22 protein-coding genes are annotated in these 23,537 nt (G+C 58.0%); 15 read left to right on the top strand and 7 right to left on the bottom strand.

Translation table 11 applies throughout. The annotated features are described in order from the left end of the window. Nucleotides 1-55 precede the first annotated feature (55 nt). The 3 genes from AC0L18_RS08935 (at nt 56) to AC0L18_RS08925 (ending at nt 3,642) form a co-directional block, all read left to right on the top strand. The gene (locus tag AC0L18_RS08935; RefSeq protein ID WP_473491688.1) at nt 56-583 is read left to right on the top strand and encodes an acyltransferase; all 528 of its coding nucleotides are present in this window, start codon (nt 56-58) and stop codon (nt 581-583) included. A 275-nt stretch (nt 584-858) separates the two neighbouring features. Beyond that, complete coding sequence (locus AC0L18_RS08930) at nt 859-1,218, top strand: LbetaH domain-containing protein (protein ID WP_473491687.1); 360 nt, start codon at nt 859-861, stop codon at nt 1,216-1,218. Between the two features lie 147 nt (nt 1,219-1,365). Next, nucleotides 1,366-3,642: a hypothetical protein gene (locus AC0L18_RS08925; protein WP_473491685.1), complete on the top strand. Its 2,277-nt coding sequence runs from the start codon at nt 1,366-1,368 to the stop codon at nt 3,640-3,642. A 748-nt stretch (nt 3,643-4,390) separates the two neighbouring features. Here the strand turns inward: AC0L18_RS08925 and AC0L18_RS08920 are convergent. From AC0L18_RS08920 to AC0L18_RS08910, 3 genes are all read right to left on the bottom strand, one after another. Beyond that, complete coding sequence (locus tag AC0L18_RS08920) at nt 4,391-5,239, bottom strand: FkbM family methyltransferase (protein ID WP_473491683.1); 849 nt, start codon at nt 5,237-5,239, stop codon at nt 4,391-4,393. Between the two features lie 287 nt (nt 5,240-5,526). Then, nucleotides 5,527-5,814: a hypothetical protein gene (locus AC0L18_RS08915; protein WP_473491682.1), complete on the bottom strand. Its 288-nt coding sequence runs from the start codon at nt 5,812-5,814 to the stop codon at nt 5,527-5,529. 28 nt (nt 5,815-5,842) lie between these two features. Next, nucleotides 5,843-5,992, bottom strand: coding sequence for a hypothetical protein (locus tag AC0L18_RS08910; RefSeq protein WP_473491681.1), 150 nt, complete (start codon nt 5,990-5,992; stop codon nt 5,843-5,845). 146 nt (nt 5,993-6,138) lie between these two features. On the opposite strand from AC0L18_RS08910, the gene AC0L18_RS08905 reads away from it, so the two are divergent. From AC0L18_RS08905 to AC0L18_RS08855, 11 genes are all read left to right on the top strand, one after another. Further along, complete coding sequence (locus tag AC0L18_RS08905) at nt 6,139-6,792, top strand: hypothetical protein (RefSeq protein ID WP_473491680.1); 654 nt, start codon at nt 6,139-6,141, stop codon at nt 6,790-6,792. 263 nt (nt 6,793-7,055) lie between these two features. After that, nucleotides 7,056-7,865, top strand: a complete 810-nt coding sequence (locus tag AC0L18_RS08900) for a tyrosine-protein phosphatase (protein WP_473491678.1) — start codon at nt 7,056-7,058, stop codon at nt 7,863-7,865. After that, a complete protein-coding gene (locus AC0L18_RS08895; protein WP_473491676.1) occupies nt 7,866-8,657 on the top strand; it encodes a polysaccharide biosynthesis/export family protein in 792 nt (263 codons plus the stop codon). A 52-nt stretch (nt 8,658-8,709) separates the two neighbouring features. Continuing rightward, entirely contained in the window at nt 8,710-11,088 is a 2,379-nt protein-coding gene (locus tag AC0L18_RS08890; RefSeq protein WP_473491675.1) for a GumC family protein, read from the top strand. Next, nucleotides 10,976-12,235 carry a tetratricopeptide repeat protein gene (locus tag AC0L18_RS08885; protein WP_473491673.1) on the top strand — a complete coding sequence of 420 codons (1,260 nt, stop codon included), beginning with the start codon at nt 10,976-10,978 and terminating at the stop codon, nt 12,233-12,235. The genes AC0L18_RS08890 and AC0L18_RS08885 overlap by 113 nt, the downstream gene beginning before the upstream one ends. Continuing rightward, the gene (locus AC0L18_RS08880) at nt 12,232-13,551 is read left to right on the top strand and encodes an O-antigen ligase family protein (protein WP_473491672.1); all 1,320 of its coding nucleotides are present in this window, start codon (nt 12,232-12,234) and stop codon (nt 13,549-13,551) included. The genes AC0L18_RS08885 and AC0L18_RS08880 overlap by 4 nt, the downstream gene beginning before the upstream one ends. Nucleotides 13,552-13,796: 245 nt before the next feature. Next, the gene (gene cysD, locus AC0L18_RS08875; RefSeq protein ID WP_473491840.1) at nt 13,797-14,702 is read left to right on the top strand and encodes a sulfate adenylyltransferase subunit CysD; all 906 of its coding nucleotides are present in this window, start codon (nt 13,797-13,799) and stop codon (nt 14,700-14,702) included. Between the two features lie 2 nt (nt 14,703-14,704). Continuing rightward, nucleotides 14,705-16,642: a sulfate adenylyltransferase subunit CysN gene (gene cysN / locus AC0L18_RS08870; RefSeq protein WP_473491670.1), complete on the top strand. Its 1,938-nt coding sequence runs from the start codon at nt 14,705-14,707 to the stop codon at nt 16,640-16,642. Nucleotides 16,643-16,652: 10 nt separating this feature from the next. Next, nucleotides 16,653-17,468 (top strand): 3'(2'),5'-bisphosphate nucleotidase CysQ, encoded by an 816-nt coding sequence (cysQ, locus tag AC0L18_RS08865; RefSeq protein WP_473491839.1) that lies wholly within the window; start codon nt 16,653-16,655, stop codon nt 17,466-17,468. Nucleotides 17,469-17,564: 96 nt separating this feature from the next. Next, entirely contained in the window at nt 17,565-17,804 is a 240-nt protein-coding gene (locus tag AC0L18_RS08860; RefSeq protein WP_473491668.1) for a type II toxin-antitoxin system VapB family antitoxin, read from the top strand. Further along, entirely contained in the window at nt 17,804-18,232 is a 429-nt protein-coding gene (locus tag AC0L18_RS08855; RefSeq protein WP_473491667.1) for a type II toxin-antitoxin system VapC family toxin, read from the top strand. Before AC0L18_RS08860 ends, AC0L18_RS08855 begins: the two co-directional genes overlap by 1 nt. A gap of 50 nt (nt 18,233-18,282) precedes the next feature. On the opposite strand, the gene AC0L18_RS08850 is transcribed toward AC0L18_RS08855, so the two are convergent. The 4 genes from AC0L18_RS08850 to AC0L18_RS08835 all read right to left on the bottom strand — a co-directional run bounded on the left by AC0L18_RS08850 (nt 18,283) and on the right by AC0L18_RS08835 (nt 22,274). Then, complete coding sequence (locus tag AC0L18_RS08850) at nt 18,283-19,425, bottom strand: DegT/DnrJ/EryC1/StrS family aminotransferase (protein ID WP_473491665.1); 1,143 nt, start codon at nt 19,423-19,425, stop codon at nt 18,283-18,285. A gap of 255 nt (nt 19,426-19,680) precedes the next feature. Beyond that, nucleotides 19,681-20,604, bottom strand: coding sequence for a carbohydrate kinase family protein (locus AC0L18_RS08845; RefSeq protein WP_091589850.1), 924 nt, complete (start codon nt 20,602-20,604; stop codon nt 19,681-19,683). Continuing rightward, the gene (locus AC0L18_RS08840; protein WP_287061407.1) at nt 20,601-21,047 is read right to left on the bottom strand and encodes an RbsD/FucU family protein; all 447 of its coding nucleotides are present in this window, start codon (nt 21,045-21,047) and stop codon (nt 20,601-20,603) included. The genes AC0L18_RS08845 and AC0L18_RS08840 overlap by 4 nt, the downstream gene beginning before the upstream one ends. Further along, a complete protein-coding gene (locus tag AC0L18_RS08835) occupies nt 21,048-22,274 on the bottom strand; it encodes an ROK family transcriptional regulator (RefSeq protein ID WP_473491663.1) in 1,227 nt (408 codons plus the stop codon). It abuts the gene before it with no gap. Between the two features lie 268 nt (nt 22,275-22,542). On the opposite strand from AC0L18_RS08835, the gene AC0L18_RS08830 reads away from it, so the two are divergent. After that, entirely contained in the window at nt 22,543-23,520 is a 978-nt protein-coding gene (locus tag AC0L18_RS08830; RefSeq protein WP_473491837.1) for a substrate-binding domain-containing protein, read from the top strand. The last annotated feature ends 17 nt before the right edge of the window (nt 23,521-23,537 follow it).

Raw genomic sequence — 23,537 nt, 5'->3', positions numbered from 1 at the left:
CTTGCATCCCTCCTCCCGTATAGGAATAGCCTTGGTCGCCGTGAGACAGTGCGCCATGGGCGACGGTAGCAGCATCGGCCATTTCACTATCATCCGGAACCTGCAGAGGCTTGAGATCGCCAGTGGAGCCAAACTCGGAACCTTCAATTGGATATTCGGCTTAGAGAGCGGCAACCGGACACACTTCCTGAGCAATCCGAGCCGTTTTTCCGCTCTGGTCATGAAGGAAGGGAGTTCGCTGACGTCGCGCCATATCGTCGATTGTACGGATTGCGTATCCATTGGCCGATTCACGACTATTGCCGGATTTCGCTCTCAGATCCTTACGCATTCGATTGATATCGCGTCTAACGCACAGGCATGCAGCCCAGTGAACATCGGCGACTATTGCTTGGTCGGAAGCGGCTCGACGATCCTTAAGGGGGCCGACATGCCGAATGGCACGATATTGGCAGCCGGATCGGTATTCAGGGGCGCTCCCAAAAAGGAATACCAGCTCATGTCCGGCATCCCGGCAATCGCAGTTAAGTCACTTGATCCTCAGTCCGGCTATTTTGTACGCACGACAGGCCCAGTGCGGTGATGCAGGACGAAAGCTCTCCGGTCTTAGGTACCTCGGTAAAGGATTCTGGGCGTCGGCCGACATCTCGCTTTCCTTTGGAGGAAAGTCCGCCTCCCGGCTTAGCCAACAAGACCGGTCGAGTCCTTTGGGGCATCATCTACGTTCTGCTATTCAAGCCGTCGCCGAGGACTTTCCATGGCTGGCGTCGCTTTCTGCTCCGCCGCTTTGGGGCAGTGATCGGCAATGGCGCAAGGCCGTATCGCCAGGCAGTGGTGTGGGCCCCTTGGAATCTCACTATGGGTGATCGAAGCGTTATGGGTGACGGCGTGGACTGCTACTGCGTCGCACCCATCCATATCGACGAAGGGGCAATCGTCAGTCAGCGTGCCTATCTATGTTCGGCCAGTCACGATTATAACCAGCCGTCCTTTCCGCTGGTCACGGCGCCGATTCGAATCGGCAGAGGTGCATGGGTTGCCGCCGAGGCGTTTGTCGGCCCAGGTGTCACGGTGGAAGAGGGAGCGGTAGTCGCGGCTCGCGCTGTGGTGACTAAGAACGTCATGCCGTGGGAGGTCGTTGCAGGAAATCCTGCGAAACCGGTCGGGACCCGCAATTTAATCAGCGACGGAGCGGGTTATCCGAGTGGCGGTTCCTGAGAACGACAGGCTAAGCGCTCGATATCAGGCGAATCATCTTGGAGAGCGCTGAACAACCGTCGCGGCAACTCAGCCCACAGCTAGGCGGTCGTAGGACATTTCAGCCGCGTCAAGGACTCTAAGCCAGACCCGAGGATTCAGAGCCCAATGGGCCAACCTCGAGAAACCGCTCGCACGATCGGCAATCAGAAAACAGGCCATCGGGATCAAATGCCTTTCATTACCAGACGCGCTGTTCTCGCCGGCATGACCGCGCTTTCGACGGTGAGGTCTGTGAAGGCAGACCGGCACCGTGCTTCGGAGCATTTCGATGCCACCGCGTCGTCAGGTTTGCATCCCCCGATCTACGATACAGCCACGGGTATGGTAGCGACTTCAGTTCCACGTGGCGTCGACGTTCTTCGTGTCAACGGCTATGCTTCGGCAGGCGATGGCGGAGCAGCACTCTACAGGAAGGCTGGTTCTGAGCCAATCTACGGAGGCAAGTTCCAGTCCGCTGACGGCTCATGGTGGGAGATTTCGGAAGACGTTGTTAGGCCAGAAATGTTCGGTTTCATGGGCACCACAATAGCGGCGACTGCAGTCGATGAGACAACTGCGGCGATGGCGATGGCCAACTGGGGAAGGGGCAGAGGCAGCCTTCATCTGCGGCTGACGCCGGGAAAGAAATACTCCTACACCAACCCGTTTTTCCTGGCCGGCATCCCCGACAGTCTGATCATTGACGGGCTTGGGGCGGCGTTCCAGAACATCAGGGCAACCGTGATGGGGGTTTCTGGTAACGCCGCGAATTTCCAATGCCTTGTCTTCCCTTCGATTTTTTACAACGCTGGACAGAACTTATGGGGGACGGTCTCGCCGCAGTTAGAATACGGACCGCTCATCCAGACGGTCCCGGCGGGCGGCACGAAGGTCAGGCTGTCGTCGGGCGGGAGCAATGCGGATTTCGTTGTCGGCAAAAGGGCCCTGATCTACGGCTATGCGATGCAGGTTGCTGGGTTCCCCATTACCACGCTCTTCTTCGAGTATGTGACTATCACTCGGATCGATAACCTGGATCTGACCATCGCAGAGCCGCTTCGATTCAGCTACTACTCCGATTTCCCTGTGGTCGTTTCGAGCGGCACCTATCTCGGGCCGCCGCGCATTCTTTCGTGTAGTCGAGGAACAAGCAAATTCGAAGAAACCGCCTCCATGGAGTTCAACGGCCTCCGTTTCATGGCGGATCCCGGCTGGTCGGAGCGTGACGGCGGTACGATCAACCGCAACGGGCGGCCATGGATAGGCAACTACAAGAAAGCTGTCCTCAACGACTGCAGAGGGGAGGGCGGGCTGTACGTCATGCAAGGCCAGCATTTCATCGATAACGCTAGCAATTTCGCCGGCGAGACCGAGGTGGACAAGTTTATCGATATTGCTGAGTTCAAGGGCGTCAATTACGGGGCATTCTCTCAGGGCACCGGCTGCCGCCGGGTCGTATTATCGGGCAACAGTAGCATTCGCGAGATGAACTCTATTGACGCGCTGGAGACGGTTGAAATGCGCGATTCAGTAATTGCCGGGTACACGAAAGCGAACAACCGGATCCTGGGCGGGACATTCGGGACGCCGAGGACCATAGTGACCAACAACCGCATCAAATCGCATAGTTCGCTCCTGACGTACCGGTACTCCGATCCGAAGGGGGCGGCTTTCGACCAAGTGAGTTCGACACGACTGGACATGGAGACAGCGCTGTTCATCAGTAGCAATCTGGTCCGCGTGATGCGCCCGAACTCCATCCTCTACAACGCCGATGGCGAAGCCGTGTTCCGTTGCGCCGCTCCGGCCAGGGAAGACTCCGATCGCACATTCTTCGACGGGGTGATGCTTCGCGGCTCCTACACGGATGGCGACACGCTCTATTGCCCGATGTTTCCTGAAGTCGAGGCGTGGGGCAATGAACTGGTGGGCCGTGACGACGTACGATGGGTGCCTGCTGCCACATCCACGTCGAACGTGATGCCACTGTTTTCTAAGCGGCGTGACAAGTACGCTACCGAGGGAAGGTGGGTTTTGAGCAGCGATCTCATGCCTGAGATTTCCACGACCGCAATTAGGATGAGGGCAGGTTATCTCGTTGAGGCGACCCGGGTCACGATTGCCGTGACGCGCCCCTACACAGGCGCAACGACTACGGCCCTGCTCGAGGTTCGCCTACCCGATGAAACCGTCCTTGCGTCCGTCGACCTGAGGGCCCGCGGCCAGCGCGTGATGGACGCATTAGGCGTATACGGAGCGACCACAGACGACACGCTGAAGGGCCTTCGCTCTGATCGGGTATCTATCCTTGAGGTGCGGACTTCGTCAGCCTTGGCTTATGCATCGAGAAGGGAGGCGGCAGTCTGGAGCGTCGTTCTCGAAGGGGTGCATATTGTGGATTAAAGTCCACGGCTTCGTTTTCGCTTCATATGCCGCTATGGCCACGGCCCACAATCTGCCACGCTGCCGAGAGGTTCGGGGTCTTTAGTCCCCGACAGAAAGGGATCAACAACGCTTACCCGCCCGTCCACTTAACACCGTGAGCAACGGCGGTTCGAAATAGGAGAAGAGCAGAAAGCCGCGGCTCTGACCACATTCAGCCCGAATGAATATTCCCCGCCATTGTAACGAAGCTCGAGTGATCCGGGGGCGCGGCAAATGCTTCTGGAACAAAGCATAACAAGGTCCGGGGATTGATACTCGTCCAACAGAATTTGGCAAGGTGGTCACAGGCAGTGGACGCCGCTCGACAGTGCCTATCGAGCTGTGCAGCCATGATTACAAGCGCCACGGCACGTTCACGCTCAGCCAGAGAACTCGAAGCTGCCATCGAGATCTACATCGATGCTGTCAACGCCGACCCGAAGCCATTCAGATGGACAAGTCCGCTACGACATTCTCGCTTCGATCGAGCGCAGCCCAAAATCGCTCGAACTTCAGAATCGGGACTCTAGCGGCCAGTTTCATTTGAAAACGTGGCTGGCGCATTTCTAATTTCTCCAGGACACGATTGCCACCAGCGCTGGGCAACCACCCGTCTTAGTCGAAATGCTGCCTCGACAACCGAAGGCCATAGCGAATCGCGTGCTCGTGGTGGCTGGGGAGGTTTAATGGCTCAAAAAACTGCGCGGTCAATTCCAGCGTAATCCCATTAGATCAGATTTTTAGCTAGCTCCTGCGGGGCAAGAATATAATCGCTATGGTCTACGTCACTGTGAACGCCTATTTTATCTATGCGACGCAGAATTTCTCCACCGGAATTGTTCTTTATTACACGAAATATGAAATACTTATTCTCTAACACGATCTTCTCTATCTCAGTTTGACGATGTATGCGGTCTAAATATTCTTCGGAGTAGCAAGGAAGTATTTCAATAATTACAAAAGGGCGGTCTCTTGTGAGAAGTGGTTGAATACCTTTCATAACCTCCAGTTCTGCGCCTTCCACATCAATCTTGACCACTGCCGTGGGGGTGGGAATCAAGTTATCCGGCAAATCCGCAAAGCCTAAAATTGCGACGCTCTTCTTAGTGCGCACGCGCTCCTCGTCCCTAAAATCCGGGATAATGCTGGCGGCAGCATCTATTTGATTGCCCGAGAACAATCTAAGCGTGGCTATGCTCGACTTGTTCGATAGCCCTGCCGGAATGATTCTGCAATTATGAAGACTATTTATCAGTATAACCTTATCAATATATGTAACGCATGACGGGTTCGGCTCGAAACCGACGTATTCCCGACTTTCGTCTGCAGAAACTGCTTTCAGTAAAGTTTGACCTATATTTGCTCCAACGTCAACTATTCCTCCTGACTTGAGAGTGAAGAGCTTGAAAATAGCTCTATGCAGCCAATCGTTATTTATTGGAACTCTGTATCCATCTACCACAGGAACACGAAAGCTCTTCCCTCCCAATCCTACCGACGCGGTCCAGTTCACGTACTTTGCCAGCCCGGTTTGCCGCGCGGCTTTGCCTGCAACTCGCTGCATGAATGACGGCATTTGGTACTTGCTCCAGTATGGTTGACGAATATCTCTCTAACCTAGCTGCCCCCACGGAACAATCCTCATGCCGCCCCGAGACACTTGAGTTAGCGGGAATCGAGTTCGTTGGTACGCCAGAAGACACCCCGTACGGTACGGGCCGTGAAATTGCCTAATAGGGACGGCAGCTAGTCCAATTCGGGATCCTTGCATTCACGCCGCTGTCGCATCGCCTGATATTTGGCCGGACAGAGCATAAGTTGATTAATAGAGCATCCGCATCCAGCTGATGAAGTATTTGTTATTCAAGAAAACGGAATTGATTCGCTGATGGCGGTGGCGTTTGCTGCCGCTTTCTTGGCTTCATTATCGCACAGAGAAGTAGACTCAATGCGCTGGCGCCAAAGCCAGCCGCGGCTCTCGAGCCATTTGATGGAAAGCTTTCTGATCGAATATCTCCGCTTCGGGGGGGAGGCAAGGTTTTGCTTTGTGGCGTGGCGTTTACCAAGCCTCAATACCTGCGTGCCATCGTAACGGAGGCGGCTCGCCGGGACGATCAAGGGCTCGCCCTGACCTGCAAGCCAGGTCGGCAAGGGGACGCCTTGCGACGGCAATGTCGCCTCAAAGTTTGGTGGTGCCATCGTTGTGCAATGCCTCACGTCCGATGGCACGGATTTGGCCGCCAAACTTGCCGAGAATGGGATCTTGTGCGGGCAGCCCGTGCAGGCAGGTTCGACCTACAAATCTTGCCAATAAGGGTTCGTAGTTCACGGCTTCGCCAACTGCCTGTCATAAAACGAAAGACAGAATGTGCGATAACGCCCCACGTTAAACAGAGTCGACCAAATCCCTGTGCCAAAGCATCGGCGCGATGGCCCTCAGACGCCCACGAAATAATACGCAAGCGAGTGTGTCCAATGAAACACATGAGAAACCAAAAAATCATCTCGCAATTGCGAAGCATGTTGGAATCACCGTTAAAAGCTGTTACGCGCTTGTTCATTACCTTGGTGCCCGGGTGGGGCCGAGGTGCGGCGGGACAAAAAGGATCGAAACGAATGAACCTCACTGTAAAAGTTGCGTTGGCCGGAATTGTCGCCTCGATCGGTTTCGGCCCGGTTCCGTCTTTCGCTCAGGATGCGCCTTGCACCTGTACGACACCCTATCAGGGAGCGGCGAATTCGATTGGTTCCATCGGGCGCGCCAATGGCGACGTAATGGTTTCGCAAGCCGCGGGCTATGGCCCGGCCAAAGCGGGAAATGCGCTGGATTTCGGCAGCCGCATAGTGGTCGGCGCCAACGGGGCGGCCTCTGTTAATGTCGGTGGCTGCAACCTGGATGTGCCTGCGAATTCAAGCCTCGACATTTCCCGTGTCGAGAACAATATCTGCCTGAGGGTTGTGGGTTCCGAGCAGACGGCTGGCGCCGTTAGCAATGAGCAAACGGGTCAGATTCCCCCAGGCGGCAACCGGTCCAACACCCCGCTCTTTATTTTTGGGGGCATGGTTGGTGCGGCCGGTATTCTTGCTGCAACGCAGGATGATGACGACGGCGGCGCTGTCAGCCGTTAAGTCGCCCAGTAGACCATATAGCAGGGGCGTGTGACCGCCTCTGCTGTATTGCTGGTGCCGCAGTGCCTTCGCGCACTGGCTGGAGCCGGAGGTGTTTATGGAATTCATGCACCATACTGCTCGCTGTCAGCGAATAGCTTGAATTTGGCATTTACCGCATTGCATGGACTTGACGAATGCGTCATTCGCTATCGTGCGGGTGGCGCCTTTACCTTTTATTCGGGAGAAGTCGTCACGTTGCTTCAGTGCCGTCACAAAAGTCAATGATCGACCTGCATTCCCATATCCTGCCCGGTCTCGACGACGGCTCGCGCAGCCTTGCTGAATCGCTGGAAATGGCGCGGCTGGCAGTGGCCGACGGAACGACCCATATGGCGTGTACACCGCATATCGTGCCAGGCATGTATGAAAACGGATCGGCAAATATTGCCCCAGCGGTTCAAGAGTTGGAGCAGGCGCTGCGCCGTGCGGCGATACCGCTTGCTCTTTACGTCGGCGCCGACGTGCATATAGCGCCGGATCTTCCGGCGCAGTTGGCGCTAGGTAGCGTGCCGACCTTGAACAGGTCGCGTTATTTTCTATTCGAACCGCCGCACCACGTCCTGCCGCCAAGGCTGGAAGATCTGGCTCTGCGCCTCATAAACGCCGGGTTCATTCCTATTCTTACCCATCCTGAGCGACTGACTTGGATCAAGTCAAACTACGACGTTGTTGAGAAATTGAATGCAGTGGGTTGCCTAATTCAACTTACCGCAGACTCGATTGTCGGTGCTTTCGGACGCACGGCGCTTTACTATTCGGAAAAGCTTATTGACGAGGGTAGAGTAGATATTATCGCTTCGGACACCCATGGCGCCACCCGCCGGCGCCCTGGGCTTTCGCAGGCGGTTGCCGTTGCCGCGAAGCGATGTGGGGAAGATGAGGCCCGCAATATGGTGTTGAAACGTCCAGGCGAAATATTGGCGAACCGGCCCCTCGAGCCGGTCGGAAAGGCGCGCTCGAAGAAGCCAAGCCCCGGCACCGTCGGTCGCTTTGCAGGATTGGGGCGCATGTTGAAGGGTGGGGCAGCGTAAATGGGCGGGTTTCATTTCGCAAAAAATTATGCGGGCGCGATATGTGCGTTGCTCGCTTCGCTCTCGATGTCTGCCTGCACAAGCACCTCGTCGACGACATCATCGTCTTCGCCGACAGCGGTTGATGCGCTGCAACTGACGTCATCGTCGGCGCCGCTCTCCGGCGGCGGCGCCCTGCAGGTCGTAAAGGAACTGCCTGGGCCACAAAACAGCCAGAACGGCAACGAGCAGCCCCTGTCGCCTAACGATGTGATCGAGGTGAATGTGTTCCAGGTCGACAATCTGAACAGAACCGTTCAAATCGACGCCGGCGGGCAAATTTCGCTTCCACTTATCGGAACCGTCACCGCGGCAGGAAAGACCGTCCGTCAGTTGGAGCAGGAAATCGAAACCGCCTACGGCGCCAACTATCTGCAGTCGCCCGACGTGTCGGTCTATGTCAAGGAATCGATCGGACAGCGTATTACTGTCGACGGCGAAGTCACCAGGGCCGGTATTTTTCCGGTATCGAGCAATTCTTCTCTTATCGATGCGATCGCCCTTGCTGGAGGGTTCAGTTCCGTTGGCGATGCGAAAAAAGTCTTTGTCTATCGCAATATCGGACAAAATACTCTGGTTGCAAATTACAATGTGGAGGCAATTCGCGCCGGCAAGAGCCGCAACCCACGCATCTATGGCGGCGACAAGATTGTCGTCTTCGCCTCGAAATCGAAAATTGCCATGAACAACCTCAAGGACGCCCTTGGCGTCGCCTCGAGTGCAGCCCGAATTGCGGTGGTCCCGGGCATATAATCATTGCCCGTCAGAATTCAGGACGCAGACAACCCTAGGATTGCTACGCACCATGCTCGATCGCAATAGACAGCATCAAATTGCAGGCCCAGGACATGGCCAAGCCTTGTCTGCCGACCTGTATTATGACGGTGCGCAAAACTATAGCCCTTACGGTCGCGATTCCTCCGAGCAGGACGAGGGCTTCAATCCACTCAAGCTTTTGTTTTACGCTGTTCAGTATCGCTGGCTGATCGTCATGATGGCGGCTGCCGGGCTTGTCGCCGGCGTCGTCGTCACCATGATGCAAACGCCAAAATATCGGGCAACTGCTCAATTGGAAGTGCTGGTTCCTTCCGCCAAGGTCTTCCAGGACATCGAGGTGGTTTCTGAAAACAGCGACCTGCGCGCCTTTCAAACCGCCCGTGAAAAGCTGAAAAGCCGGGCTTTGGCGCAACGGGTGGTGTTCCAACTGGGGCTCAGCGAAAAGCCGGATTTCCTGTTTCCGACGCCGAGCTTCTCGCCCAGCAATATCTTCTATCGTGCGTTCGGAATTTCCAAATCGCCTTCCATAGAAGAGAAAACCCCGGAGGAGCGTGAGAAGATTGCGATCAGTCGTGTTTTAAATGACCTCACTGTAAGTTTGGTCACCAACACGAGCCTCTTGTCGATCACATTTGCCGACCAGAAACCGAAATATGCAAGTGATATAGCCAACCAGGTCGCGCAAAGTTTTATCGATCAACGCCTCGATCAGACCAGCGAAACGTCAGACCTGGCACGGCAATTCATCCAGGAACAGGTTTTGCAGGTAAAGCAAAAGCTTCAGAAATCCGAAGAGGAACTCGTCGCCTATGCAAAGGATGCCGGCATCACGATAACGGGCGAAGAAAAATCGCTGATAGGGTCGAACATCGAGACTCTCAACACCGCTCTCGCGACAGCAATCCAGGAACGTCTCGATGCCGGGCGCATGGTAGACCAGATAGACAAAGGTCGGGGGTCGAGCCTCGGTCCAGTCCTGGAAAGCGAGGGTCTGCAGAAAATCACCGAGAAGCTGTCGGATTTGACCAGCCAGTATCAGCAGAAGCTGGGCATATTGAAGCCCGGTTTTCCAGAGATGCAGCAGCTTCAGGCGCAGATCAAGGAACTGCAGCGGCTTTATGACAACGGCGTTTTGAATATTACCGATTCACTGCGGCAGAAATACCAGGAGGCTCAGAACAAGGAAGCCGACCTTAAGTCAAAACTTGCCGAGATGGAGATGCAGCAAGTCATCTTCAACGATAAGAACATTAAATACACCATCTTGAAACGGGAAGTTGATTCGAACCGCTCGCAATATGACAATTTGATTGCCAAGCTGAACGAAGTCGGCGTCGGCTCCGAGCTCAAGTCTCAAAACGCCGCAATCGTTGATTTCGCGACGCAGCCTGGTAGCCCTTATTCTCCGCGACTGAGCATCAATCTTGCGATCGCGCTTGGCCTCTTCATGGCTCTGAGCGCGTCAATTATTTACGTGATCGAGCTGTTGAACAACACCTTCACCAATCCCGAGCAGATCGAAAAGGAATTGGGATTGGCGATGCTCGGCATCCTGCCGCTTGTCGATGACCGGGAATTGATTGCCAGCATCGCCGATCAGAAATCAGGACTGTCCGAAGCCTACCGTTCGCTTCGAACGTCATTGCAGTTCTCCGGCGCCGAAGGTGCGCCGCGATCGCTGTTGGTCACGAGTTCGGAACCCTCGGAAGGCAAGTCGACCACCTCGTTCAAGCTCGGGCAGGATTTTGCAGCGCTCGGCGCCAGGGTTCTGATCGTCGACGGCGATCTTCGAAAGCCCAATCTTCACCGGCTCTTTGGTCTCGACAACACAATCGGACTGAGCAATCTCTTGACGAACACCGTTCGCAAGGAGGATCTGGCCAGCATTTTCAGGGCGACGAAATATCCTAATGTGACCGTCCTGACTTCCGGAACGATCCCGCCGAACCCTGCGGATCTGCTCTCTTCGCCAAAGATGGCGCTGATTGTCACCAATCTCGGCAAGCGCTTCGATCTTGTCGTAATCGATGCCCCACCGATCGTTGGCCTTTCAGATGCGCCCATCCTCAGCCGTCTTGCCGAGGGCACATTGATGGTCATTTCCACCAATCAGGTCACACGCAAGTCGGCGAAGACAGCGTTGAAGCGCCTGCGAGCAGCCGGCGCGAACGTGGTCGGAGCCGCGATGTCGAAGTTTGCAGTGAACAAGTTCGACTACAACTACGCCTACAAATACATGAACTATCAGTATTACGACTACGGCACGAGTACCCCGAAAATTGAGGGCAAAGTCGATGATGGAGCAGACCAGCCCGCTTATGCGAAATCTCCGGCGTTCAGGCGTTTGGTTCGTCGCATCCGTTCTAGCGTTGGCGGCTTCGTCGATCGGGCTAAGTCGGTTTCTTGAAACCGAAACGCCAACCGTTTCCCTCGCGCTGGATCCGTTGAACGTCAATGCCTTGATAGGCGAAATCACCAATGACCTGAACGACGCAAGCAACGCCCCCGATTTCGAAGTGTTGCTTGCCAAGGCCGAAACGGCGCTTCGCTTTGATCTTGCGGACGCGCGTCTCTATAGCCTGATCGGCGAGATCAAGTATCGAACGGGTGAAAAAGACCGGGCCCATGAATTTTTCGACCAAGCCCGAAAACTGTCCAAGACAGAAATCCATGCGCTCCAGAGGTCAATAGGTCGCTCGATCGAAACAGGCGATCTGTCTGGGGCCGTCGGCGAGATCGATATCTTGCTGCGGCGATGGCCAAATCAATTTCCGGCGATCGCCGAGGGGCTGCCGACAATCCTCTCGAACCCCGATGGATATCAGGCCGTGCTGGCAGCCATAAAGGCCGCGGCGCCCTGGAGAGCCGATCTGCTGGTCGCGCTGGGCAGAACCCCCGCCGGGCTCGATTTGGCAAATCGGCTGCTGCTCGATTTGACTGGGTCGAGTGCGCCACCAAACGCGAACGAAGTGTCTGCTGTGATCAAAGGGTACATTGGTCAAAAGGAATATGAACGGGCGTATCGGTTGTTCCTTTTCAGTCTGTCAGATCAGGAACGGAAATTGGGCGGGTATATTTTCAACAGTACCTTTGAACCGGTGCGGAGCGGCAAGCCTTTTGATTGGCAAGTCCACGATCAGTCGGGCCTGGAAATTGCGTTTTCAACATCGAACGATTCCGTCGAAGGCGAGGGTGGGGCGACGGTGCGGTTCTTGAATACGCCGGTCAAGCATGCAGTGCTTTCGCAGTATATTGAATTGCCTCCTGGTTCGTACAAGATTTCCTTGCTTGCTTCTGCAAGAAACCTGAAGCTTCCAAAGGAATTGTTCTGGTCGATCTGGTGCGTGGGTGCAGACCGCGAAACAACGCGGTTCAGTGTTCCGGAGGGTACATACAATCGCCAGGCTCTCGGTCAGGAGTTTTCGGTGGGATCGGCCGGGTGCCCCATGCAATTATTGAGGCTGGAAACTGCCGCCATTGCCGAGAGCTGGCGCTTTCGCTACGTCGGCACGTTGGTAATGCACAAACTGTCCATCGAGAGACTTTCATCTTGAGCGACCGGCCATCGGAATGGGATAAATATCTCCTCGGATCGATTCTGTTTATGTCGCTGCTGATCGGCGGTGGCACTGCGAGCGGGCTTTACACGGACACGCTGATCGAGGTCGCGGCAATTGTCTCGGCAGCTTTGGTCTTTTCACAGGCCTCCGGCCAAAGAATCCCCCATTCTGTTCTCTGGCTGCTTATCTTCGCTGTGGCGCTGGTGGTATTGCAAATCGTTCCGCTGCCTGCGGTGATATTCAACGGATTGCGTCCGGAGCTGTTGCTCGCAGATTCCGGGCTGGTTGGAGAACCCCGATTTCGTTTTGTCAGTGTCGGCGTTGGACGGACGATCGAATGTCTGTTGTATCTGGTGGCGTTGGCAGCGTTTTTTCTAAGCGTTTTGCGTCTGCGTGCCGAGCAGGTTCAGGCCCTTCTGCCGTTCTTTTTTGTGGGTGTTATCTGCAACGGCTTGGCAGGCGCGATTCAGTATTCGCTTTCGGACGACGTCGCCATAGAAGGATTGTTGCCTTTTACGATAAATGCCGGGCTCTTTGCCAATGAGAATCATTTCGCGGCGCTACTTTTTGTATCCATTCCCTTCGTCGTTTATTATGGATTGTTTCGCGGGCATCTGTTGTCGGGATCGCTCGGGCTGGCCACGCTTTTGCTGCTCCTATTGGCCGCTGGTTCGCGTGCTGGCGTTCTGATCGGGTTGGCGATCACCGTGCTCTCCATAATCTCTCTTTCAACGCGTTCCCGGGTGAGTGGGATTGGCATCGTTGCCGTTTTCATAGCACTTTCAGTGTTTACGATAGGCGCATGGTCGAAGATCGAGGCCGAAGTGATTGACCGAGATTTCGGGCGAGGAGAGTTTGCTCGCACCACCATTGAGGGAATCAAAGAAAATTGGGCCACCGGCGTTGGGTTTGGAAATTTTCAAAAGGCCTACCAGATCTATGAAAAGGAAGAGATGATTTTTAAGCAATATGTAAATCATGCTCACAACGAATATCTTGAAATAGCTTTCGAAGGCGGAGTTCTTGCTGTTCTATTGATGGCGCTTTATTTCGTGATGCTTTTTATGGCGCTTACTGGAGTTCGCCGCGACCCCCTTCAAAAGGCGGCGTTTCTCTCCGTGTCGTTTCTTCTCATTCATTCACTCGTCGATTATCCCTTGCGGACCGAGGCGCTTGCAATGACGTTTGCCTTTATGAACGCCATTATCTTCCACAAAGGATTTGCAGCCCGTTCGGCCCGGAAGAGTGAATTGATCGAGATCGACCACAACGGTAACAGATTACTTGTTCCCATCGGAACGCCGTCCTAGCGCCTCCTGGCGACGGCTTTGCGATCAGGGCAGGAATTTCCGAGTTCTGGTCCCTGCGTGGAAAATTCATTCTCGAACCACTCCAGCGCAGGCGTGTCTTGCATTGTTATAGATAATGGCGATCTGCTAGAACGCCTGCACCAAAAGAACATCGCCCAGAAGTGAAGCTTGAACCGGGCCGCTGAAAAAATGCGCCTGATGCATCGATGCAAGATCCGGGTGGCACGAGAGAACGCTTGAAGTCCATGAACATCGCGCAAACGCACCTGCAGCGGCTTGAAGCCGAATCCATCCATATCTTTCGCGAGGTGGCGGCGACCTTCGCCAAGCCGGTCATGCTCTATTCGGTCGGCAAGGATTCCTCCGTGCTGATGCATCTTGCGATGAAGGCGTTTTATCCGGCCAAGCCGCCCTTTCCCTTTCTCCACGTCGACACGACCTGGAAATTCCGCGAGATGATCGCCTTTCGCGATCAGATGGCGCAAAAACTCGGCTTCGATCTCCTGGTCCATGTCAACGGCGATGGCGTGCGCGATAATATCAATCCCTTCGACCATGGCTCCAACACCCATACGCATGTGATGAAGACCGTAGCGCTGCGCCAGGCGCTCGACAAATACGGCTTCGATGCAGCCTTCGGCGGGGCGCGGCGCGACGAGGAGAAATCGCGCGCCAAGGAGCGGATCTTCTCCTTCCGCAACGCCCAGCACGTCTGGGATCCGAAGAACCAGCGGCCGGAGATGTGGAAGATATTCAACACCCGCATCGCGACCGGTGAATCGATCCGGGTCTTTCCGTTGTCGAACTGGACAGAACTCGATATCTGGCAGTACATTCTCCAGGAAGACATCCCGATCGTGCCGCTCTATTTCGCCAAGGAGCGGCCGGTCGTCGAACGTGACGGCATGCTCATTCTGAGGGACGACGACCGCATGCAGTTGCGTCCCGGCGAGACGGTGGAGAACCGGCTGGTACGGTTCCGCACCCTCGGCTGCTATCCGCTGACCGGCGCGATCGAATCGGCCGCCGACACGCTGGAGGCCATTGTCGGCGAAATGCTCACGGCGCGCACCTCCGAACGGCAGGGCCGCCTGATCGACCGTGATGAAGCCGGCTCGATGGAAAAGAAGAAGCGCGAGGGGTATTTCTGAGCATGCGCCACAGCACGGCCGAGAGCCTCGCCCCCACCGACGGCATTCGCGATTATCTGGCGGTGCAGGAACAAAAATCGCTGCTGCGCTTCCTGACCTGCGGTTCGGTGGACGACGGCAAGTCGACGCTGATCGGGCGCCTGCTTTCGGACACCAAGCAGATTTTCGAGGACCAGCTTGCTGCGCTCGAGCGTGATTCCCGCAAGCACGGGACGACGGGCGACGACGTCGATTTCGCGCTGCTGGTCGATGGCCTCGAGGCCGAGCGCGAGCAGGGCATCACCATCGATGTCGCCTATCGCTTTTTCGCCACGCCAAAACGCAAATTCATCGTTGCCGATACGCCTGGCCACGAACAATACACGCGCAACATGGCGACGGGCGCGTCGACCGCCGATCTGGCCATCGTTCTGATCGACGCCCGGCAAGGCGTGCTGCGCCAGACAAGGCGCCACTCGATCATTGCCTCGCTCCTGGGCATCCGGCACATCGTGCTCGCCGTCAACAAGATCGATCTCGTCGGCTTCGACAAGGCGGTGTTCGAACGGATCATCGCAGACTACGCGCAGTTCTCACGTGAACTCGGTTTCCAGTCGATCGTGTCCATTCCGATGTCGGCCCGCTATGGCGACAACGTTACGGGCCGTTCCGATAGAACAGAATGGTATTCCGGGCCGACGCTGATCGAACATCTGGAAACCGTGTCGGTCAATGAAGCCGTTGTCGAACTGCCGTTCCGTTTTCCGGTGCAGTATGTGAATCGCCCCAATCTCGATTTTCGCGGTTTTGCCGGCACGATTGCGTCCGGCTCCGTCTCACCAGGCGACGAGGTCGTTGTCGCCAAATCCGGCAAGTCCGCTCATGTCAGGCGGATCGTCTCGCATGGCGGCGATCTGAGCCAGGCGGTGGCGGGCCAGGCCATCACCCTCGTCCTTGACGACGAGGTCGAGGTCTCGCGCGGTAACATGCTGGTGTCGCCGGCGGCGCGGCCGCAGGTCGCCGACCAGTTCGCCGCCAACATCGTCTGGTTCGACGAGCACGCGCTGCTGCCGGGCCGCTCCTATATCCTGCGGACCGAGACCGATCAGACCAGCGCCACCGTCACCGACCTGAAATACCGCGTCAACGTCAACGATTTTGCCCATGAGGCGGCCAAGTCGCTCGAAATGAACGAGGTCGGCATTTGCAACATCTCGACGCGGGCACCGATTGCCTTCGATATTTTCGCCGAGAACCGCACGACCGGCGCCTTCATCCTGATCGACCGCATCACCAACGCCACGGTCGGCGCCGGCATGATCCTGCATTCGCTGCGCCGCGCCGAGAACATCCACTGGCAATCGCTCGATGTCGGCAAGCACGGCCGCGCCGATCTGAAGAACCAGCGGCCCGCAGTGTTCTGGTTCACCGGGCTCTCTGGCTCGGGCAAGTCGACCATCGCCAACCTTTTCGAGAAGAAGCTGTTCGCCACCGGCCGCCACACCTACATCCTGGATGGCGACAATGTCCGCCACGGGCTCAATCGTGATCTTGGCTTCACCGACGCCGACCGCGTCGAAAACATTCGCCGCGTGGCCGAAGTGGCGCGCCTGATGGCCGATGCCGGGCTGATCGTCATTGTTTCCTTCATTTCGCCATTCAGCGCCGAAAGGCGCATGGCCAGGGAATTGATGGCCAGCGGTGAATTCGTAGAGGTGTTTGTCGACACACCCTTTGAGGAATGCGCCAGACGCGATCCGAAGGGCCTCTATGCGCGGGCGTTGAATGGCGAAATCAAGAATTTCACCGGCGTCGATTCGCCGTATGAAGCCCCGGAAAATCCCGAAATCCATCTCAAGACACTCGGCAAGTCGGCCGAGGAGATGGTAGAGGCCCTGGAACTCTGGCTGAACGAGCGCGACATTGCCGAAAACCAATACGATAGCGGCGGCGGCATCTGACGACGAAGCGATGCTCGGGGTGTTCGAGCGCCTTGCCCTGGCGGCGGGGCGAGAGGTGATGCGTGTTTTTGATGCCGGCTGCGCGGTCGATCAGAAATCAGACGCCTCGCCGGTGACCGAAGCCGATCGCGAGAGCGAAAAGATCATTCTCGCCGGGCTGCGCGCCGCCTTCCCCGATATCCCTTGCGTGGCTGAGGAAGAGGCATCGGCCGGCATCGTGCCGCCCGACCTCGATGATGCCTTCTTCCTGGTGGACCCACTCGACGGCACCAAGGAATTCGTCAACCGCAGGACCGACTTCACCGTCAACATCGCGCTCGTTCGCCACGGCGTGCCGGAGATCGGTGTGGTCTTTGCGCCATGCACCGGACGCTTCTTTTCCGGCCGGCCGGGCAGGGCGGAAGCAATCGATGTCAATGGCGATTACCAGATCATCGGCCGTCGGCCGATTTCGGCCAGAACGGGCGTGGCGCCACTGACCGTCGTCGCCAGCCGGTCCCACAATACGCCCGAGACCGAAGCCTATATCCGCACGGTGGGCGCTGCCGAGATCGTCTCGGTCGGCTCGTCGCTGAAATTCTGTCTTGTCGCCAGCGCCGAGGCCGACGTCTATCCGCGCTTCGGCCGCACCATGGAATGGGACACCGCGGCGGGTGACGCGGTGCTGCGCGCCGCAGGCGGGATGACGCGCTCGCTCGATGGTCAGCCGCTGGCCTACGGCAAGCGCAACCAGAGCGATGACGTGGATTTTGCCAATCCGCATTTCATCGCCAGCGGGAAGAGCGCGGGCCAACCTGACGCCGTGCGAGCGCGTCCTCGAAATTGACGGAAGCGCTCCCACAAAACCTTATGCTCTCCTGACGGACGGTTGCCATCGCGTGTTGGCGTTGTTATATTTACGTCTACACGGGGAAATTGGCTAATGCCGCTCAACATTCGCAGTGAAGAGGTAAACGTGCTTGCCGAAAAACTGGCAGCACGCACGCGCTTGAACAAGACGGCTGCCGTGAAGCTGGCCCTGGAGAACGAGTTGCGCCGCGCCGAAGAGGCGATCCCACTGTGGGAGCGGCTGAAGCCTTTGCGCGCGAAGATTGCGGCCTATCCGGACACCGGCCTTGCGGCGGACAGGGCGTTTTTCGATGACCTCAGCGGCGACTACTGATGTTCGTCGATGCGTCTGCAATCATCGCCATTATGACGGAAGAGCCTGACGCCGAGAACCTTGCGGCCGCGCTGGATGCCGCACGCTCTCCACGGCCGATCACATCGGTCGTGGCTGCATGGGAGGCGACAGTTGGGCTGTTTCGCAAAAAGCGCATTCCCATGGCAGAAGCTGAAGCGCGCGTGCAGGAGTTCCTTGAAGCGGCCGGGGTCCAGCTTATGGCGATTTCGAGCCGTGAGTTGACCGTCGCGCTGCAAGCCTTCGATCGCTATGGACGGCACCGCTATCCGGACGCTGAACGGAATAGTGCGCTCAATCTTGCCGACTGCTTCCACTATGCCACGGCGAAATCCTACCAGGCGCCGATCCTGACCATCGATGCGGGATTTGCGCTTACCGATGTCACGACTGTGGGTATCAAAACCTGATATTTACGCGGGAGCGCTACCGGCTAGATCGTAGTCGTGCGCGTGAGACTCTACGCGGCGGCGATTTGCGCCGAATTCGAGCCGATATAATTGCGGATCGTCTCGATGATCCGGTCCTGGTCGGCCTCGCTCAGATAGGGATGCATGGGCAGGCACAGGATACGCTTCGGCAGCTCCTCAGAAACGGCAAGACCTGTCGGCGTGCGCGGATAGTCGCGGTAGGCGATCTGGCTGTGCAGCGGCTTCACATAATAGATCACCGACGGAACGCCTTTTTCCCCGAGATGCGCCTTCAGCCCGTCCCGCTTCGGCGTCTCGATGGCATATTGCGCCCAGGCCGAACGGCCGCCGTCCAGGTTGCGCGCTGCCTTGACGATGTCGCCGAGGCCTTCGGCATACCGTTTGGCGACCGCTTGCCGGGCAACCATTTCGTCTTCAAGAATGGCCAGCTTCTCGATCAGGATCGCCGCCTGCAGAGTGTCGAGCCGCGAATTGATGCCGACGCGGACATTGTCATATTGGGTTTCGCCTTTGCCGTGGAAGGCGAACGAGCGAAGTTGCTCGGCCAGCGCATCGTCATTGGTGAACATCGCGCCGCCGTCGCCATAGCAGCCGAGCGGTTTTGCCGGGTAGAAGCTGGTCGAGCCGACCGCGCCGAACGAACCCAGCATCTTGCCGTCGCTCGAGCCGCCGATCGCTTGGGCGGCATCTTCGATCACCATCAGCCCTTCGCGGTTGGCGATGGCAATAATCGCCTCGTAATCGGCGGCGAGCCCGAACAGGTCGACGGGAATGATCGCCCTTGGCTTCAGCCGGCCTTCCGCCTTGATCATGGCGATGGCGGCTTCGAGGCTGGCGATGTCGATATTGTAGGTCTGCGGATCGACATCGACGAAAACCGGCTCGGCCCTGGCCAGCGCCACCACTTCCGCCGTCGCGGCGAAGGTGAAGCTCGGCACGAACACCGCGTCACCTGGACCGATGCCGGCCGCAAACAGCGGCAGCAGCAGCGCGTCGGTCCCGTTGGCGCAGGCTACGACATGCTTGGTGCCGACATAGGCGGCGAGCTTGTTTTCGAATTCGGTGACCTCAGGTCCGAGAATGTAGCGACCCTCGTCGACGACGCGGTCGATGGCGGCTTTCAGCCTGTCGCGGATTCGTTCGCGCTGCGCGCCTAGATCGATGAACTGCATGTCGGCCTCAAAACGGGGACTAGCCAGATAACCGGCCGCTGGTATCAGACTTGGCGCGGCCGAGAAAGCTGCACGGACCAAACCACAATTGCTCAAATGTCGCAGCCTGTTACCTCTTAGTCCGACAGGTCCGCATCAGACGCCGGAAATCCGGGGCTTTGTAGCGCACGACACGGCCTTCGTGTCGCACGCGCTCGGCTGGGCGAAACATAAAGTGATCGACGTCCTGCGCATCCTCAGCGCATCGCCGTCCAATCAGGCGATTTCATGCCGCCAGGGCGGATTGGCGCCGGCCCGCGACACGGTTACCGCCGCAGCCTTGGCGCCGAGCGCCAGCGCCTTGTGGATGGCGTCGTCCGATAGATTGGCGATCGCCTCCTTCGACAGCAGGCCTTGCTCGTGCAGCGAGGCCAGGATGCCGGCGTTGAACGTGTCGCCGGCGCCGACCGTATCGACCACCTCGACCTTGTCCGGCACGACCGTGACCTTGTGATCCCTGGTGTAGCCGATGGCGCCTTCGCTGCCATGGGTGACGACGATCAGCGTCGGGCCGCGCTCCAGCCAGTTGCGGACGACGTCCTCGTGCGAGCCGGCTTCGCCGAACCAGTTGAGGTCCTCGTCCGACAGTTTCACGATGTCGGCCATGGCCATCATCGAGCGGATGCGCCTGAGATGCTTGGCCTTGTCCGCTATGAAATTCGGCCGGATGTTGGGATCGAGCATCATGACGCGGCGGCTGTGCTCGCGCCGCATGAATTCCTCGTAGGCGGATCCGGCCGGCTCTGAGATCAGGCTGATGGCGCCGAACAGCATGGCTTCGATCTCGCTGCCGAGTTTCGGCAGATCGTCGATGGTCAGCATCCGTCCGGCTGTGTTTTCATCGTAGAACGTGTAGGTCGCCTGGCCGTTGTCCAGCCGCACGAAGGCGAGCGTGGTCGGCCGGGGCGATGTGTGCGCATAGGTGGAACTGACTTGGCTTGCGTCAAGCGCGTCCTTGAACTGGCTGCCGAACAGATCCGTCGACAGGCCGGAAAAGAAACCGGCGGGCGCTCCCAGCCGGCCGAGCGCTATTGCCGTGTTGAACACCGCGCCGCCGACATAGGGGGCAAAGGCCGGCTCGCCCTCAGTCGTGGTGCGTGGCAGCATGTCGATCAGGGCTTCGCCGCAACAGAGGATCATGATTTTCTGGTCTCCGGCGGATAGATCACACCCTTGCGGATGATGATGTTGGCGTAGAGCCGCGGCTCGCTTGTCGCCACGATCGCGTGCGCGGACCTGACCCGTTGATAGAAGTCGGCGCCGGCAAGCGCAACCACCTTGCGGCCCGGAGCACGCCTGGCGCAGATCGCCTCCATCTCGTGATGAACGGGATCGGCAATCAGGGGATCACCTTTGACCGAGGCGCGAAACAGCGCCTCCGGCACTGCGTCATCGACGGGCAATACGCTGAGGATGGCGTCGAGCATCGGAGCAAGATGATGACCGTCGGCGCGGATGAGCCGGTGTGCCTGTTCCTTCGCCGGGTAGTTTCCGTCGACAAGGGCGATCTCGTCGCCATGGCCCATTGCACGCAGCATCGCCAGAAGCTCCGGGCCGAGCAGGGCCGGGATTCCGATCAGCATTCAGGTGCTCCTGGAAATCGTGGTCGAACCGATGAGGAAGCGCTCGGAAAGCGGCAGACTGGCACCGCCCAGGGCACGTGCATGAATGCCGACAGTCCCCTCGCGCACGGCTGGAAGCTTCAGGCCTTCACCGTCGATCTTGCCGATAGCATCGATAACGGCATCGACGAGCCGGCGCCGCACGGCCTTCGGCATCCATCCGTCGATCACCGCCGCCTCGAAATCGATAACCGATGACGCCGCCACAATGGCATAGGCGAGCGCATGCGAGGCGCAGGCGATCCAATCGTCGAGCTCGACGCCGATTTCGCCCCAATCCTCCGGTGACGTCCACAGATGTGAGGCTTCGACGCCGCGCGCGTTGAGTGCCTTTTCCAGCATGGCGATCGACGCCACGCCGATCAATTGGGTCGGCTTGCCGTCCGGTCCAGGCACCGGCATCGAACCCAGCGCGCCGGCATTGCCGGTCGGTCCGCCGAAAAGGTGACCGTTCAGCACGATGCCGCCGCCGGCGAAGGCACCGATGTAGAAATAGACGAAGTCGCGTGCCGTGCCCGCTTTGCCGAACACCAGTTCGGCGCCGCAGGCAGAGGTAGCGTCATTTTGCAGGTAGACGGGGAATTCGCACTGTGCCTGGATGTCGGCGCGGATGTCTCGGTGGCGCCATTCGTCCATGACGTCGCGCGGCGCACCTGCCGTATCGGCCCAGCTCCACAATTCGAACGGCATGGCAATGCCAAGTCCGGCAATGCGCTTTTCCTGCGCCGGGATGAGTTCGCCGCGCATCGTCTTCATGCCGGAGGTGACGAACTCGACCGTCTCGCGCGGTGCCGGATAGCGGTAGGAATGCTGCAGCATCGAGCGCACATTGCCGAGAAAATCGATCAGCACGAGTTCGGCGCTGCGGCGGCCGATCTTCAGGCCGATGAAATAGGCGCCATCGGGATTGAGCGCCATCGGAATGGAAGGTTGGCCGATCTTGCCGCGCAGCGGCGCTTGGCGGACAAGAAGGTTGTCCTCCTCGAGCTCGCGCATGATGACCGAAACGGTCTGGGCCGAAAGTCCGGTCATGCGCGCAATGTCGGACTTCGCCAGGCTGCCGTGCTGACGCACCAGCGACAGCACCAGCCGCTCATTGTGGTCCCGCATGCCGCTCTGGTTGGTGCCGCGGTGAATGCGGCTTTTGGCTGCCTCGGGCGAACCGTGCCTTGGTATGCCGGTCTCCACCCCTTCTCCTCCCGTCGTTTCCCTTAATGCTTTTGGCCAGAATGAGTGACCGACGCCACGCTGTCAATAATAAATAAGAGTGATTTAATTATTGACAGGACCCTCAGTCTGGTATTCTCTTGTGGCAAGCGTCCACGCTGGGAGAAGTCGCTGGATGCTCATGCGATGCCGGTTGGCCGGCATCCGAACTGGTCCCACTGGGAGGAAAATCGTGACCAAGACAGCACTGCTAAGATCCACCGTTTTTGCCGCGGCCGGACTGGGTTTGATGGCATTCACCTCGGCTGCGTCCGCCGCCGATGTCGGCGCCTGCCTGATCACCAAGACCGACACCAACCCGTTCTTCGTCAAGATGAAGGAAGGCGCGAGCGCCAAGGCCAAGGAACTCGGCGTCGAACTCAAAGCCTACGCCGGCAAGATCGATGGCGACAGCGAGAGCCAGGTGGCGGCGATCGAAAGCTGCATCGCCGACGGCGCCAAGGGCATCCTGATCACCGCGTCGGATACCAAGGGCATCGTCCCGGCGGTGAAGAAGGCACGTGACGCCGGTCTGCTGGTGATCGCGCTGGACACGCCGCTTGATCCGCTCGACGCCGCCGACGCGACCTTTGCGACCGACAATCTGGAGGCCGGCAGGCTGATTGGTGCCTGGGCCGCAGCGACGCTCGGCGACAAGGCGAAGGATGCCAGGATTGGCTTCCTCGACCTGACGCCCTCGCAGCCGACGGTCGACGTCCTGCGCGACCAGGGCTTCATGATGGGCTACGGTATCGACGTGAAGGACCCCAACAAGATCGGCGATGAGGATGATCCGCGTATCGTCGGCCACGACGTCACCAACGGCAACGAGGAAGGCGGCCGCAAGGCGATGGAGAACCTCCTCCAGAAGGATCCTGGCATCAACGTCATCCACACCATCAACGAGCCGGCAGCCGTCGGCGCCTACCAGGCGCTCAAGGCCGTGGGTCTCGAAGGCAATGTGCTGATCGTGTCGGTCGATGGCGGCTGCCCCGGCGTGAAGTCGGTCGCCGAGGGCGTGATCGGTGCGACCTCACAGCAATATCCGCTGCAGATGGCGGCACTCGGCATCGAAGCGATCGCCGCTTACGCCAAGGACGGGACGAAGCCCAAGCCGACCGAAGGCAAGGATTTCTTCGACACCGGCGTCAACCTCGTGACCGACAAGCCCGCGGAGGGCGTGAAGTCCATCGACACCAAGGAAGGCCTCGCCAAGTGCTGGGGCTGATGCCGGTCTGACAGGCA

This window comes from Mesorhizobium sp. WSM4819, from assembly GCF_055811215.1.
The sequence above is the reverse complement of the archived record's forward strand: the minus strand, read 5'-3'. Positions and strand labels throughout refer to the sequence as shown.